This window comes from Arthrobacter sp. Sr33, assembly GCF_054511195.1.
In genome coordinates, this window is record NZ_JBTNDD010000015.1 from 1 (window position 1) to 14266 (window position 14266).

Sequence of the window (14266 nt, forward strand, 5' to 3'; positions counted from 1 at the left end):
TTCCACCTATTTGCAAGAACGAGACTCAAGAAAAAAAAGACCCGTCCCGGGACCCCCTTTCTTTGGGGGGGGGGGCTGTTCCGGGAGGGGTTAGCCGCAGTACGCGCCCTCGGAGGCCGAGTGCACCAGCTTGGCGTACTTCGCGAGCACTCCCTTGGTGTAGATCGCCGGGAGCGGCTCCCAGCCGACCTTCCGGCTTTCGAGTTCGGCTTCGTCCACCAGCAGGTCAAAGCTCTTGTTGGGGATGTCGATACGGATCCGGTCGCCGTCCTTCACGAAGGCGATGGGTCCGCCGTCGACCGCTTCTGGTGCCACGTGCCCAATGCACAGACCCGTGGTGCCACCGGAGAACCGGCCGTCGGTCAGCAGCAGCACATCCTTGCCGAGGCCCGCGCCCTTGATCGCGCCGGTGATTGCGAGCATTTCGCGCATCCCCGGGCCACCCTTGGGTCCCTCGTAACGGATGACGACGACGTCGCCGGCCTTCACGACGCCGTCGGCGAGCGCCTTCAGCGCACCCTGTTCCCGCTCGAAGACGCGGGCAGTTCCTTCGAAGACCTCGGCGTCGAACCCTGCGGTCTTGACGACTGCACCTTCAGGAGCCAGCGAGCCCTTGACGATGGTGATGCCCCCGCTGGCGTGGATCGGGTTGTCCATGGCGCGAAGGATCTTGCCATCGAGGTCCGGCGGATTGATCGACGCGAGGTTCTCGGCCAGAGTCTTGCCGGTGACGGTCAGGACGTCCCCGTGCAGCAGCCCGGCGTCGAGCAGCGCCCGCATGATGACCGGCACGCCTCCCACCTTGTCGACGTCGGTCATCACGTAACGGCCGAACGGCTTCAGATCGCCCAGGTGCGGGATTGTGTCACCGATGCGGTTGAAGTCATCGAGCGTCAGCTCAACTTCGGCTTCACGCGCAATCGCCAGCAGGTGAAGCACGGCATTGGTGGACCCGCCGAAAGCCATGGTGACGGCAATAGCGTTCTCGAACGCCTTGCGGGTCATGATGTCCCGCGCGGTGATCCCGAGGCGCAGGAGGTTGACCACTGCTTCACCCGACTTGCGGGCAAAATCATCACGACGGCGATCGGCCGACGGCGGCGCGGCCGATCCTGGCAGCGACATGCCCAGGGCCTCGCCGATGCAGGCCATGGTGTTGGCCGTATACATGCCGCCGCAGGCGCCTTCGCCGGGGCAGACTGCCTTCTCGATGCGGGTCAGGTCTTCTTCGCTCATCTTGCCGGCGGCGCAGGCGCCCACCGCCTCGAAGGCGTCAATCAGTGTGACTTCCCGCTCGGTGCCGTCTTCCAGTTTCACCCAGCCCGGCATGATCGAACCGCCGTAGAGGAAGACGCTCGCGAGGTTCAAACGTGCTGCGGCCATCAGCATGCCAGGCAGCGACTTGTCGCAGCCAGCCAGCAGGACCGAACCGTCAATCCGCTCGGCCTCCATGACGGTCTCCACCGAATCGGCGATCACTTCACGCGAGACCAGCGAGAAGTGCATCCCGGAGTGGCCCATTGAAATGCCGTCGGACACGGAGATGGTGCCGAACTGCATCGGGAACCCGCCGCCTGCATGAACGCCTTCCTTGGCGCACTGGGCGAGCCGGTTCAGTGACAGGTTGCAGGGAGTAATCTCGTTCCACGAACTTGCGACGCCGATTTGCGGCTTCGCAAAGTCGTCGTCGCCCATGCCGACCGCACGGAGCATTCCGCGGGCTGGCGCCCGCTCAAATCCATCAGTGACGGCCCGGCTTCGCGGCTTAATATCAGGGGTATTTTCCAGGCTCATGGGTCAAAGTCTAGGCGTACCCGCATTCCCCGCAATGCCATATGACCACCCTGTTACGGGACGCGGGAGTCACGCGGACTCTCGTCATCGGAGCTATGGCACGTAAACTCGGTCCTATGTCGACGCCTCCATCGGACCCTGACCCGCCAGAAGTGACCGACAAAGCCCCTGATAGCGACCAACTCAAGGATGATCTGCGAAAAGTCTTCGACTCGCAGATCCCCAACTACGGCGATTACAACCTGGTCTTTGCTGCCAATGAGCGCTACAAACAACGGGAATCCGATGGCGCCCGTGTCACTATGCCGAAATATTACGTACTGGGCTACCGCTGGCAACCAACCGAAATCATGATCGCTCCTGTCGACTCGCATACTCTGGCGGGCACCGGCATCCCCGTGGAAATCAACATGACCAACCTCTCGCATGCCCACCGTCTGGCCAGCGGTAACTACGAAGTAGGCACCAGCACCGGAAAGACATTCCAGTTCGGAGTGCAACCGGAGGCGCGCTTCAGTTCAGGTCCGCACTCACAGCTGGTGATCGATCAACGCGACGATCATCAGGACTTCGACGCGTTTATGGCCGCCTTCATCGCGATGGCCTAGCACCCAAACTCCAGGGCACCCGCCGTCGGGAACCGTTAGCGGTAGAGGGATCCGCGCTGCACCAGGTTGGTTGGCTCCTCGCCGGCAGCAAAGCTGACCAGCTGGCGCCGCAATAACTTGATCATTCGCGGCCAGAATGCGCCGGTGTTGCCGCCGCTGTGGGGTGTGATCAGCGCCCCGGACGCCGACCACAGGGGGTGTCCCTCGGGGACGGGCTCCGGATCGAACACATCGAGAGCCGCCGACAGGCGACCGGCAATCACTTCCGCCGTCAGAGCCTCGCTATCCACCACCGCGCCGCGGGCCACGTTGACGACCAGTGCGCCATCGGGCATCGCTGCCAGCACTTCGGCGTTGATCAGCCCTCGGGTCGCATCGGTGAGTGGTGTGATGACGATCAGCACTTCGGCTTCCCCTGCAAGCGTCACCAACTCGTCGCTGCCGTGCACGTGCCCCCATTCGTCGTCGCGGGCTGAACTGCCGACCCGGGTCAGCTCCACCTCGAACGGCTCAAGACGCCGGGCAATCTCGACGCCGATTCCTCCGACGCCCACCAGCAGCACCTTGCGGTCGGCGAGGCCGAGATAGCGGCCGGGCCGCCACTGACCCAGAGTCTGGTTGCGGACGGCGTCGTCAATGCCTCGGAGCGAGGCGATTGTGAGGCCAACCGCGAGCTCAGCGGTCGCGGCGGCGTGGACGCCCGCGGCGCTGGTAACGGCGACGTCGTCGCCCACCAACTCGGGGATACCCTCATAGCCAGTGGATTGGGTGTGTACCAGCAGCAGGTTCGGCGCGCTCTTGACTGCAGCACCGAAAGTCTCGGGCGAGGACATGTAAGGCAATACGGCGGCGTCAATCTCCGCCAGATCTGCACCCACCGGATCCGCGTCGAAGTCCCACACCACCACCGAGATTCCATCCGGCGCTGGCTGCAGCGCATCGAGCATTTCAACACTGGGCACCGAAACTGTCTTGATCTTGTCCATCCCGAAAGCCTAACGTCCAGTTGCGGCCAGCGCCCTCCACGGCTGTGGACACTCGCGCGGGTTGGTCGTAACGTCGAAGGCGGTGGGTGTCCCACCAGGTGCGTAAGGATCGTGTCATGGACGTAGTTTTCTGGGTGCTGCTGATCGTCGTCATTGTTGGCGCTGTCTGGTGGTTCCGCTTCCGGAGCGCGCCCGACGACGTCGACACCCACCCGCGCACTGATCCGCCGGCCAGCCGGAAGGATTAGACCATTTTGGCGAGCACCCGGCGGCTACCGTCCGCTCTGGCAACCGCCGTCGTCGTGCTTCTGTCCCTTGCAGCGTGCACGGCTGGTGAGCCCAGTCCAATTGTCGGCGGCAGTCCGGCGCCAGCGCCAGCGACTGAACCGGAACCTATCCGGCTTCCCGACCTCTCCCCCGGCGACCTTCGCGCGGAAGGGCTTAACGTCCCGTGGGCGCTGGCCACGCTGCCCGACGGATCGCTGCTGGTCACCGAACGCGAGACCGGGGAGATCAAACGGGTGGCTGACGGCGAGACAACTACCGTCGGAGCCCTCGGCACCGAGGTTGCAGCCGCCGGTGAAGGCGGCTTGCTGGGGCTGGCCATCGGCCCAGACTTTGACACGGACCCCAGATTGTTCGTGTTCTACACCGGCCCGACCGACAACCGGATTTCCAGCCTCACCTACAGCGAGGAGGGCCTCGGCCAGCCCGAAGAGGTGCTGACCGGTCTGCCGAGGGCCCATATCCACAACGGCGGACGGATCAAATTCGGCCCGGACGGCTACCTGTATGTGGGCACCGGCGACGCCGCTCAGGCGGACGCCGCGCAGGACCCTGATAGCCTGGCCGGCAAGATCCTCCGAATCACCAGCGACGGCGAGCCGGCGCCTGGCAACCCCATTGACGGGTCGCCCGTCTACAGCCTCGGACACCGCAATGTGCAGGGCCTCGCCTGGGATTCAGCCGACCGGTTGTGGGCCAGCGAATTTGGTCCCGAGGTCGACGACGAGCTGAACCTCATCGAGCCCGGCGGGAACTACGGGTGGCCGTCAGTCACTGGCGCCCCCGGCGTAGCCGATTTCATCGACGCCCAGGTGGTGTGGCCCTCTACCGCCACCTCCTCCCCGAGTGGAATGGCAATCGTCGATGACATTGCCTATATCGGCGGACTACGCGGAGAGAGGCTGTGGCAGGTGCCACTGCTGGCGGGGGCCGCCAACGCACCGGTCAGCCACTTCGACGGCGAATACGGACGGCTACGCGATGTAATCCAGGGAACGGACGGAGAACTACTGATCGCCACCAACGAGGGCACCGAATCGCGGGTGATCACCGTCGACGCCTCGTAGCCGCCCAGCAAAGAACCAATTTCAGGTTTCAGCAGAAGTGCTGGTAGAGTTTCATGCTGTTGCGGTTGGCCCGATGGGCCCAGTCAACATGCACCTCTAGCTCAATTGGCAGAGCATCTGACTCTTAATCAGAGGGTTTCGGGTTCAAGTCCCGAGGGGTGCACCTAGTAGATGACCGTCTGACTAGGCATTATGCCCGGTCAGACGGTTTTTTAGTACCCCATGAAAACGCGAAAAGTGTCACTTTGCGGGTTACTTTGATTGGAAGTCGGCCCGCGGTCCCTTGCTGCTATCGCATGCAACACAACGAATCCGTAACGCGGACCCTGCGAGATTCACCAGGTTCACAAGGGTTCACAAGGGTTCACACCGAAGCACGGCTGGGTTAGTCCGCATGTCAAACAGGTGCGGTCCATCACGCCCTCGGACGTCACCGCCTGCCGACACCGGGCCACCGCCGCGTGACCAAGAACCTGCGGTAGTGCTGCAGAGATCATTGCCCGGTTCAAGTTCTGCTCGACCGAGGTGGAGGCGGTGATGGAGTTGCGCCGGACGGCGGCCCTGATCGCCAAGACCCACCACCGTTTCACCGGCGGTCAGGTGCTCCTTCCGCAAGCAGAGTGATGGACCTTATCCTTGGCTATGGCCGTCCCCGCTGGCATTGAGGCTGAGGGTCCCGAGGACTGGGGTCCGTGCATTTCTGCGGCCGAGTGGCGGCTCATGTACCTGCGCGGAATGAGCAGCGAGCAGATTGCCCACCACTGCCGGGTTCCCCTCAAGCGGGTCCGCCGGGTGATCCTCACTTTCCAGAGGACCCGCCCGGAGCTGGCAGGCAAACGCCTGATGCTCCACGACCAACCTTCGCTGCCGTCGGCCGCTGACCGGGCGCGCAAGCCGCCGCGGCCATCCTGGGAGAAGCGTCTCCAGGAGGTGCGGACGTTCTACCGGCGGCGTCGGCGGATGCCTCGGGCACTCTCCAAAGACCCTGCTGAGAAACGCATGGCCGAATGGGTTGCCGGCCAGCGCAGGCAGATCCGCCGCGGAACCATGGCAGAGGAACGCCGGGCTGCCCTACAGGATGCCTTCGGAGACTGGGTGGGCCCACCGCGGGCGGAAGCCCACGTGCAGCTGTGGGCGCAGCGCCTGGATGAGGTCGCAGCGTTCCAGGCAGCAGAAGGGCATCTCCCCCGGTTCCGCAGGGGCGAGGACCGGCACGAGAACATCCTCTCGACCTGGGTGACGACGCAACCCGGCCTGCACCGGGACGGCACCCTGGACCCGGACCGCCACCGGCGGTTGGACGAACGGATCCCCAGATGGGAAACCTGGCGGCGGTGAGCCTAGTCCTCTGATTATCCCGGCTGAGGCCTTCTCAGCTGGCTCTGGCCCATATACTGCTTGCGGCCTCGAGTAGGCGTCCATCTAGCGCTGATTTGCTACATCCGTGCGCCGGTTCTTGTCGCGGACCATTACCGCAAGATCGGCGGGGGCAACGGTGAGGACCACTTTAGGCACAGAGGGATGCCAAGACTGACAGCCGTTCTGCTCTTTGCCTATCAATCCAAGATCCCTCGTGATTTGCTGACCACGTGGTTCTGCACGTCGATGTCGCCGACGGAACGAATTCGTCCTGGCGTAGCTACGGCGCGCCGAAACCCGTTGCGTAACAGGCACACCTATTGTCAAGGCCGCGCCGAAGAACTCCGTTCTTTCTCTGATCTTGTCGGCTGCCTCGGGAATCTCCCGGCCGGGGAATCGAGTATCGACCGAGTTCGCTCGCTCGTCAAGACGCGATTTATAAGAGGACGGCACCTATCCCGACCGCCAGAAGACGTTCCGGAGCTACCACATGCGAGCTGGCATGCCTATCGCTTTCATCGCGAAGAAGCCCCGAAGTTTTCGCTCCTTCGGGGCTTCAATATGGGCAACTCACCCTGCGAATACGGGTTAAGCGTGCTGATTCGTCAGTATGGCTTACCGGCTACCATGGTCACCGGAACGCTACAGAACGAACATTAGCAGGCCCTGAATGTAGCGGGAACGGGAGTATGGAGCGGGTACTCATTCTCGCCGCTCGCCTTCGCATCACGACTGATTCCAAGCTCGGAAAGCCGACACCCAACTGGGTCTTTGAACTCGCGAACCGGCCAATTGCTGGTAGCTACCGGCCGAACCAACGGTGAACCAGGAGCAGTCGATGAGCATGCTCGACGCGCAAGCAGCAGAAGTAGGAATCCGGGAGCTCGTGCGCCGTCTAAACGCGGGGCTCGGAGTAACGCTGGTCGGTGGGCTGACCGGGAGCCCTGTTCGTGGCATCAGTAGCGATTGGCAGAAGGTCAACGGCCCGGAACCCAGTCCGGAAGCTCAGCAGCGTCTCCGGTTGGCTCACCGGGTGTGGCGGATAATCTCCGACGCCGAAGGAGAGCATGTAGCCCGGCTATGGTTCATCGGATCCAACCCTTGGCTCAACGACGACTCCCCCGTCGACGCAACACGAGAAGACCGTGCCGAGGACCTAATCCACGCGCAGGATAAATCGCAGGCAAACTCCCACGTCCGGGCCACGCTCGAGATCTAGTACCAAGCATGCGGATTGGGTATGGAATCCGCGGGCAATTACCGACATACTCGTCGGATACTGACCTTGTGGAACATGCAGACGCCATCGTAATGGGCGACGTCCTGTCCGAAAAACCGAGCACGGCAGTGGCACGCTGCCGCAGGGTGCTCCGAGCATTCGTCGCACAGTCGCGACAGCAATGGACCTATCTACGATACTACGAGCGATCTTTAATTCTTCTCACCTGAGACGTCCTGAAGATTTTTACCAGCGCCTTCCAGTTTAATTTCTATATTCTCTAGGCGCATTATTGCGGGGCACATACCCGGCGTCAGCCGTTGCCGTAATAACGTGGCAGTTGAGTCTTATGGGTCTCCGAAAAGCGCTTTAGGGCTAGCGATGTTCCTAGTCCAAGCGGTCGCTCGTCAGCCCACTGATGATTCCACCTGCCGTTAAATCCCTCCTGGCGCGTTGCCTGAGCTTCTCGCCCGAATCCACCGGTACCCAGACGCCACGACCCGAAGTTGTTCGCCCCCCATGTGTTGCGCCCCCAGGAATCGACATTAGCATCTAAGAATGTATAGCTCCTGCCTTCTTCTTCGAAGTAAAAATGACCAAAGAACTCAGTCTTCGCGACGGAACCATTCGTGAATAGAACTAAGGCAGTGCCGGAGCACAACCCTTCCCTCATGTAGCCCTGTCTGAGAGTCCATTTATTCTTCACCGGGACGTGCCACGTTGCCTCCAACACATCAGCGGAAATCACCCAGTAACCCTCATCCAGCCACGTTGGTACTTGTTCCTGCTGCAAGCCGTGGCTAACCTTCCGGGCATAGCGAACGATGTTCTGTGCCCATGGAGTCGTTGCCACGACAACCTCAGGCGGGAGTAGCGTGTTCTTGGCGGCTTCCACTTTCGGTGGCTCTGTGGCGGCTTCCACTTTCGGTGGCTCTGTGGCGGCTTCCACTTTCGATGGCTCTGTCGTTGTGCTTGAGCTACCCTGCTTCCGAGCTTCGCCTTTGAACCAGTCGAGCAATCCCATCAGAATCCTCTCAGCTAACGTTGCTGCACTCCGCCGGAACATGAGTGTTTAGAGCCTTGTGAACGGCTTCACCATCCGCTGCGGAAATTTGCTGGTCAATGTCCCCGGTGTTGTCGACGTCGATCCCGTAGCGCTGCCGTACCTGGTCCTTGATCCGTTCTGCGTACTCCGCGGCGATTGGGTCATTCACGACAATTGTGTAGCAGCAAGAACAGTGCGGTTCTCAGGATGAAATTGACGCCTGTCAAACTAGCTACCACTTAATACCGCACACTGGGCATTTGCGGTATTTATCCGGATAAGCCACTTCCGCCCCACACGACCGGCAGATGTACATCGACATTCGTATTGCCCGTTGCATAGTAACCTCCAACGACCATTGAGTTTTTCCTAGTCTAGGAGTGAGGAGACTTGCGGGCAATAGCTTGCCCGAAAAGTGTCGTTTATACAAAGCTTGTTCAACGCCGCCTCGCAACAAGCGCCTTGAAAGCGGCCGGCGCAAATCACCCGCCGGTAAATCCCCTTCGCGGCAGGTGAAGCTTAATCGTCGTAGAACATTAGGAAATTGCGAGGCCATCTAACCGTTCCGTTGGATTCGACGTAAGCCTTGAGTGCCATGCTGGTTCCTCTACCATCAGTGTGGCTGTCGGAACCAGGCTTGTATCTGTACTCGAAACGCATCGATTCAACGGTGAGTTGGAGACCGTAGAGCTCCATGTCGTCCTGCGGATGTAACCGCCAGCGCCCCGCATTTCCCCAACCCCAGTCGTATGACTGCAATTGCACGGAGTTGGCCCCGAGACCTGTGAACACGATGTCCATAGTTCGGCTGTCGACCACACCTTCGCTGCCTGCAATAGATCCCCACGCATCGGCTGTGCACAAAACCCCGGATGGCGTCAGGAGCAACGCAGGGCCCCGGAACTGTCCATCAAACTCATTTTTGCTCGGCAGCGGAGGGCAACCTAGGTCAGCCTTCGAGCCGTTGTGGACAACCTCTTTGTTCCAACTTCGGTTCGCTCGGCGGACATCGACCGCCAGAAGCCAAAAAGCGTTAGTGTACGTGCCGGTCCCGTTCCTAGGCCACTTACTTCGAAAGAGTGGGACGCCGGCGCTAGCAAGCTGCCCTGCACACTTCCGAGCGTACGCATACAATCGCTTTTCCCAGTCGGATGAGGGCGGACGAACAATCGGGTCACTCCAGATGCCGAAAGCTACCGGCCTCGCAGACATACCGTCCAGTTCTGCCACCGGCTGGACTATGTGCACGCGATCCAAGATGCCTGCCGATGCTGGGTCCGAGGGGGGCGGCTGGCCGCCAAAAAGCCTACTGAACCAGCTCACCCTACCGTGCGCCTATACATTTCAGCCTCGGATCACAAAATTTCGATGTCACCGGATTCACCATCGACATGAGTTAACTTTCGTCCCCACAGCCAAGGCAAGGTTTGCCTGGAACCTTAGGTGATCCGCACTTTGCGCATTTAGTTGACTCAGCCACAGGGACCCCTCGGTCGACCGGAAAGCACCCCTCCTAGGCTGCTTTGGAGTGACCATACCGGAATGATCACGAGATGGAAAGGGATCTTAGCTCTGTTCCCGCTACGTTCTCCAGCCTTGGAGAGGCTCTCCGGGCAGCCACCCATGAGATTGTCGGTGACGGTCGAAAATTGAGCCGTTCTGACGGCTTGGTGTCTAGTGGTCGTTGCAACACCTGCCTACAAGGAGTTGCAATTATGGCCGTGATGAAACGAGCTGGAAGGGTTCGGGGAGCGCCTCCGAAGAACGCCGCGCGCGTTCATTATGATCAGCTGATGAAACAGGGAATGGGCAATCCTGAAGCCTGTCGGGTCGTCGGGATCAGCCGGAGTTCGGGAACGCGGTGGCGGCACGGGCACACCGCCACCTCGAAGACGGGGGTGGTCACAAAGTACCCGCCGATCTCACGGCGAAAACCATCGGTCATCTCCGTCCGTTTCCTCTCGGAAACAGAACGAATCATCATCGCGGACCTGCTCCACTCCCGGCGCAGTGTTCGAGCCATTGCTATGGAGCTCGGGCGTAGTCCGTCGACCGTGAGCTGAGAGATCCGACGGAACACCCACCATCCCTCCGGCAACTACCGACCCGCGGACAGCCCAGCGCAGCGCCGAACGCAGGCGGAGCCGTCCCCGGGTCGGGAAGATCGCCGCCAGCGCAGAGCTGACAGAGTTCGTGAGGACCCACCTCCTCGAACGCTGGAGTCCACGCCAGATCAGCAACCGGCTCCAGTCTGAGTTCCCCGGCCGCACCGAGATGCAGGTCGTCCCCGAAACCGTCTACCAGGCGTTGTATGGGCGCGGAAGCCTCGATCTTGCGGTCAACCCTGCCCTGACTCTGCGCACCGGACGAACCGGACGCCGGCCCCGCAGGAGGAAAGAACACCGCACCAAACGCTTCCCCGACATGGTGATGATCCGCGACCGGTCAGCCGAGGCCACGAACCGGCTAGTGCCAGGGCATTGGGAATCTCAATGCGTTAGTCAAGCAGCATGAGCGGTGAGGTGCGGGGCTGGTTCTTGGTAGGGGGTGTGGTCGCGGAGCATGGCCCAGATGACGTTGATGCGGCGCCGTGCGAGGGCAATGAGTGCTTGTTTGGGTGATTTTCCTTCACCGCGTTTCCGGTCGTAGTAGATGCGCGAGGCTGGGCTGTTCTTCAGGCTGGAGAGTGCAGCGAGGTAGCAGGTTCGGAGGAGTCTGCGGTTGAAGCGGCGGGGCCGATGGAGATTTCTGCTGATTCGTCCGGAATCACGTGGGACCGGAGCCAGCCCGGCGACGCTCGCCAGCCGGTCAACTGAGTCGAAAGCGTCCAGGCTACCGCCGATGTTCGCGAGGAACGTTGCTGCCAGAATGGGACCGAAGCCTGGCATGCTCAGCAGAACATCTGCGCTGGGGTGCTGCCCGAAGAGCTCGGTAATTTCGGCGTCAACGTCGGCGATCTCCGTGTCGATAGCGCTGATCTGTTCGGCCAGCCGGTTGACGAGGGCAGAGCCGGTGCGTTGGGTTGGAAGGACTGTGTGCTGGGAGTTCGCGGCGATGAGTGCTTTCTGCGCCATCTTGGCGCTGTTCCGGCAGCCGCGTTTCCGTAGCCAAGCAGCGGGCCGGGTCAGACCGATCCGGCGGATACCCTCCGGAGTCTGATAGCCGCCCAGGAGGATCAAGGGGGCCTTTTTGGAGTAGTCGAATGCCCGCTCTAACGCTGGGAAGTATTCGAGCATAGTGGCGCGCAGCCGGTTGATCGCCCGGACACGGTCACAGATCAGGTCGGTGCGGCGGGCGGTCAGAAGCCTCAGATCCACGCTGATCTGGTCGGCGCCGCGGAGGGGTTGGAGGTCCGTGCGCATGCGGGCCTGGTCGGCGATGATCCGGGCGTCTTTCGCGTCAGTCTTACCGTCGCCTCGATATGTTGCAGCGGCGTGATGGACGATTCGCCCAGGAATATAGAGCAGATGCTGCGCGTGCGTAGTTAGAAGCTCGATTAACAGTGCTGCGCCGCCGGAGTTCAGATCAGTGGCCCAACACGCCTCGGCACCCGCCGTAATTTCCGCGATCGAGGCTATTAAGTCGAGCAACACTGTTTCGTCGTTCTCGACCCGTCTCGAGAGCAGCACCGCGCCCGTCTGATCGATTAGAACGCAATGATGGGCGCTTTTGCCCGAGTCGATTCCCACCCAAAATGTTGGCATATTCTTCGGTCCCTTCGATCAGCTCCACTGCTAATTGGCCCTATCGATAACCACGCCGGCACGTCCTTACCCAACGATCAATGTCGCAAGTCTCAATCAGCGGTCGAGTTATCGGCCGGGCAGCGGGCGGCCATTCCCAGTGAGCCGTCCACGCGGCAAGGAGATCTGCGCCATACCCGCCACCCGAGGGTGATCGAAACACTACGACAGCCCCGAAATCACCCACAACAAAACCGTAAGGAAGGGGACCTCAACATTGGGAAGGGCAGCCGATCGGCGATCGGCACCCTCGTGGAACGCACCACACGATTCACGATCCTCGTGCATTTAGCCGGCAACAGAGGAGCAGAGAACCTCCGTGACCGCCTGGCCGGGTCGATGACCGTGGTCCCGGAGCATCTACGTAAATCGCTGACCTGGGATCAAGGGACCGCGAACTCTCAAGATCGACTCCGGATCGCCCACCGCGTGTGGCAGACAGTCGCCTCCGCGGAAGGAGGGGATGTTGCACGGCTATGGTTTCATCGGTTCCAACCCTTGGCTCAGTGAAGACTCCCCCATCGATGCCATCTCGGAAGGCCGCTCCGAGGAAGTTTTGGCTGCCGCATGTGCAATGGTCGAAGGTAGGTTCACCGGATGACTGGGCTGGGACTCTTGGAGGATCACTAAACTACCGTCTCTCACCTCGGTCCGGGCGTCTTAAACGTATGCCCCATCCACGAAGGCTCTGGCTGCGCCTAAGGTCCCTTTTTTGTGCCCGTCACGCAGGGCATCCAGGGGGCGTTGTCCGTCCAAGATCCGGTTCCGGGCGTAGAGCCACTGTCCTACTCCGCGTGGGCTTAGCGAGTCGGAGAGTAGAAGAATGATCTCCCGCAGGTCCTCGAGTTTGGCATGGGTGCTGGCTTGAGGCTTGGCACCCCTTACCTTCCAAGCAGCCATTGTTTCCACATCTACATTCACTACCCGGGCTATGTCAATCGGGTGAAGTCCATAGATTCTCAGCGCAGCCACAAGATCGGGCGCCTCTACTGCCCGACCTAGTCGTTTAGTAGCCATCACGTTTCCTCCCGCTACGCTTTCCGCCGGTGAATGCAGCGATCGCGGCGTCCTGGATCTGGGCAAGCCTGCCAATCGGAAGGTGCCGCTTACTGCTCGAGCGGCTGCTTGGCAGCTAAATCCTTTACCCATCCGGGGGTCTCTTCCCCGAGGTTCTTGTCGACGGTGACGCGCAGCTGTGCGGCGGCCACCTGAACTTTTTCCTTTTCAGAGAGCCTGCTGTAGCCAAGCGTGGCCTTCACTGGACGAATAATGGTGATGCCTTCGGGCAACTTCTTGACGGAAGTGCCGGGCTTTTCGGACTTCCGTTTCTTCAACTTAAATACTGGCATCCGGACCTCGCTTCCCTAATCGGATGCATCCATTATCGCTGACCCATCTCTGTGAGTCTATGGCCTGCGTCTCCGGCCAATACGTCGCCGAGTCTTCGGGGGCGGCCCAGCCAAGACTATGTCGGTCACGATAAGAAGTATTCTCTGCTCAGCGGTTCCCACGTCAAGCTCCATAGCCGCATCGTTTAGCATTCCAAGACCGATACGCTGGCGTTTTGGATCCTGCTCGGCCAGCGCAGCGTCAATGGCCCACTGAACCCGTCGCCACCATTCTGCCTCGGAGTCAGACTTAGTTTTCTGTTCGAGTGCGTCCCTTTGGTGCTTTAGCGACTGCCTCTGGACGAAGAAGGTAATCAGAGCAGCCAGCACGATGGCCGTTGGGCCGAATGCGGCAAGGATTTCCCACACCTCAGCACCGCCATCAACCATCTCTATCCGGATCGGTTCGTTGGTAGCCTCAGGGGCCCAGTAGGCCGCAGGAAGAATCATTCACTCACCCTAGCGGTACTGGACCCCGAGACTAACTAACTGGACTGACGAGCGGCGTATCCAGCTTGGCGTGGACTAACCGACACGAGGACCCAATGTATTGGCATTTGTACCGCTATTGACCTTCTAAATCAGGCCCTTTGACGGTAGAATCGAGAGTAGTAACACCGCTCTCGTGAAAGGCCCGGTCCTCGCCGTGGTTAACGAAATCCCATACGCCAACGTTCTGCAGCTCAAGCGTGAGAAATGCACCTGCGACCGTCAAAGTGAGGCGTGCTACGGAGTCGATCAGGCTCAGCCTGGAGCAACTTCTCGGGGCCCC

General features: G+C 60.8%; 15 protein-coding genes and 1 tRNA gene. 8 read left to right on the forward strand and 8 right to left on the reverse strand.

The genetic code is table 11. The annotated features are described in order from the left end of the window. Positions 1 to 90: 90 nt before the first annotated feature. A complete protein-coding gene (gene ilvD / locus ACX80T_RS15585; protein ID WP_459304882.1) occupies positions 91 to 1794 on the reverse strand; it encodes a dihydroxy-acid dehydratase in 1704 nt (567 codons plus the stop codon). Positions 1795 to 1946: 152 nt separating this feature from the next. On the opposite strand from ilvD, the gene ACX80T_RS15590 reads away from it, so the two are divergent. Further along, positions 1947 to 2402 (forward strand): hypothetical protein, encoded by a 456-nt coding sequence (locus ACX80T_RS15590; RefSeq protein WP_459304884.1) that lies wholly within the window; start codon positions 1947 to 1949, stop codon positions 2400 to 2402. Between the two features lie 35 nt (positions 2403 to 2437). Here ACX80T_RS15590 and ACX80T_RS15595 read toward each other — a convergent pair whose 3' ends face one another. Beyond that, the gene (locus ACX80T_RS15595) at positions 2438 to 3388 is read right to left on the reverse strand and encodes a 2-hydroxyacid dehydrogenase (protein ID WP_459304885.1); all 951 of its coding nucleotides are present in this window, start codon (positions 3386 to 3388) and stop codon (positions 2438 to 2440) included. A gap of 116 nt (positions 3389 to 3504) precedes the next feature. Between ACX80T_RS15595 and ACX80T_RS15600 the strand changes: the two genes are divergently transcribed. The 5 genes from ACX80T_RS15600 to ACX80T_RS15620 all read left to right on the forward strand — a co-directional run bounded on the left by ACX80T_RS15600 (position 3505) and on the right by ACX80T_RS15620 (position 7318). Then, entirely contained in the window at positions 3505 to 3636 is a 132-nt protein-coding gene (locus ACX80T_RS15600; RefSeq protein ID WP_019481268.1) for a hypothetical protein, read from the forward strand. A gap of 6 nt (positions 3637 to 3642) precedes the next feature. After that, positions 3643 to 4740, forward strand: coding sequence for a PQQ-dependent sugar dehydrogenase (locus tag ACX80T_RS15605; RefSeq protein ID WP_459304886.1), 1098 nt, complete (start codon positions 3643 to 3645; stop codon positions 4738 to 4740). A 90-nt stretch (positions 4741 to 4830) separates the two neighbouring features. Then, positions 4831 to 4903, forward strand: a tRNA-Lys gene (locus ACX80T_RS15610). A 479-nt stretch (positions 4904 to 5382) separates the two neighbouring features. Then, complete coding sequence (locus tag ACX80T_RS15615) at positions 5383 to 6078, forward strand: helicase associated domain-containing protein (protein WP_019481266.1); 696 nt, start codon at positions 5383 to 5385, stop codon at positions 6076 to 6078. An 859-nt stretch (positions 6079 to 6937) separates the two neighbouring features. Then, positions 6938 to 7318: a hypothetical protein gene (locus ACX80T_RS15620; protein WP_459304887.1), complete on the forward strand. Its 381-nt coding sequence runs from the start codon at positions 6938 to 6940 to the stop codon at positions 7316 to 7318. A gap of 313 nt (positions 7319 to 7631) precedes the next feature. Here the strand turns inward: ACX80T_RS15620 and ACX80T_RS15625 are convergent, their stop codons facing one another. The 3 genes from ACX80T_RS15625 to ACX80T_RS15635 form a co-directional block, all read right to left on the reverse strand. Beyond that, positions 7632 to 8342, reverse strand: a complete 711-nt coding sequence (locus tag ACX80T_RS15625) for a hypothetical protein (protein ID WP_019481263.1) — start codon at positions 8340 to 8342, stop codon at positions 7632 to 7634. A gap of 10 nt (positions 8343 to 8352) precedes the next feature. Then, positions 8353 to 8532 carry a hypothetical protein gene (locus tag ACX80T_RS15630; protein WP_019481262.1) on the reverse strand — a complete coding sequence of 60 codons (180 nt, stop codon included), beginning with the start codon at positions 8530 to 8532 and terminating at the stop codon, positions 8353 to 8355. A gap of 1617 nt (positions 8533 to 10149) precedes the next feature. Continuing rightward, positions 10150 to 10308 (reverse strand): hypothetical protein, encoded by a 159-nt coding sequence (locus ACX80T_RS15635; RefSeq protein WP_019481260.1) that lies wholly within the window; start codon positions 10306 to 10308, stop codon positions 10150 to 10152. Between ACX80T_RS15635 and ACX80T_RS15640 the strand changes: the two genes are divergently transcribed. Further along, positions 10262 to 10426, forward strand: coding sequence for a helix-turn-helix domain-containing protein (locus ACX80T_RS15640; RefSeq protein ID WP_443110800.1), 165 nt, complete (start codon positions 10262 to 10264; stop codon positions 10424 to 10426). The two genes, ACX80T_RS15635 and ACX80T_RS15640, sit on opposite strands and share 47 nt — an antisense overlap. Positions 10427 to 10556: 130 nt before the next feature. After that, positions 10557 to 10877 carry a hypothetical protein gene (locus tag ACX80T_RS15645; protein WP_019481259.1) on the forward strand — a complete coding sequence of 107 codons (321 nt, stop codon included), beginning with the start codon at positions 10557 to 10559 and terminating at the stop codon, positions 10875 to 10877. On the opposite strand, the gene ACX80T_RS15650 is transcribed toward ACX80T_RS15645, so the two are convergent. From ACX80T_RS15650 to ACX80T_RS15660, 3 genes are all read right to left on the reverse strand, one after another. Continuing rightward, on the reverse strand, positions 10865 to 12067 hold the full coding sequence (locus ACX80T_RS15650) for an IS110 family RNA-guided transposase (protein ID WP_459304888.1): 1203 nt from the start codon (positions 12065 to 12067) through the stop codon (positions 10865 to 10867). The genes ACX80T_RS15645 and ACX80T_RS15650 overlap by 13 nt on opposite strands. A gap of 1145 nt (positions 12068 to 13212) precedes the next feature. After that, complete coding sequence (locus ACX80T_RS15655) at positions 13213 to 13455, reverse strand: hypothetical protein (RefSeq protein ID WP_019481255.1); 243 nt, start codon at positions 13453 to 13455, stop codon at positions 13213 to 13215. A gap of 57 nt (positions 13456 to 13512) precedes the next feature. After that, a complete protein-coding gene (locus ACX80T_RS15660; RefSeq protein WP_019481254.1) occupies positions 13513 to 13944 on the reverse strand; it encodes a hypothetical protein in 432 nt (143 codons plus the stop codon). Between the last annotated feature and the right edge of the window lie 322 nt (positions 13945 to 14266).

Coding starts and splice junctions, on each gene's coding strand:
- ilvD (WP_459304882.1), bottom strand. CDS start 1,794: ATGAGCCTGGAAAATACCCCTGATATTAAGCCGCGAAGCCGGGCCGTC.
- ACX80T_RS15595 (WP_459304885.1), bottom strand. CDS start 3,388: ATGGACAAGATCAAGACAGTTTCGGTGCCCAGTGTTGAAATGCTCGAT.
- ACX80T_RS15600 (WP_019481268.1), top strand. CDS start 3,505: ATGGACGTAGTTTTCTGGGTGCTGCTGATCGTCGTCATTGTTGGCGCT.
- ACX80T_RS15615 (WP_019481266.1), top strand. CDS start 5,383: ATGGCCGTCCCCGCTGGCATTGAGGCTGAGGGTCCCGAGGACTGGGGT.
- ACX80T_RS15620 (WP_459304887.1), top strand. CDS start 6,938: ATGAGCATGCTCGACGCGCAAGCAGCAGAAGTAGGAATCCGGGAGCTC.
- ACX80T_RS15625 (WP_019481263.1), bottom strand. CDS start 8,342: ATGGGATTGCTCGACTGGTTCAAAGGCGAAGCTCGGAAGCAGGGTAGC.
- ACX80T_RS15635 (WP_019481260.1), bottom strand. CDS start 10,308: ATGACCGATGGTTTTCGCCGTGAGATCGGCGGGTACTTTGTGACCACC.
- ACX80T_RS15650 (WP_459304888.1), bottom strand. CDS start 12,067: ATGCCAACATTTTGGGTGGGAATCGACTCGGGCAAAAGCGCCCATCAT.
- ACX80T_RS15655 (WP_019481255.1), bottom strand. CDS start 13,455: ATGCCAGTATTTAAGTTGAAGAAACGGAAGTCCGAAAAGCCCGGCACT.
- ACX80T_RS15660 (WP_019481254.1), bottom strand. CDS start 13,944: ATGATTCTTCCTGCGGCCTACTGGGCCCCTGAGGCTACCAACGAACCG.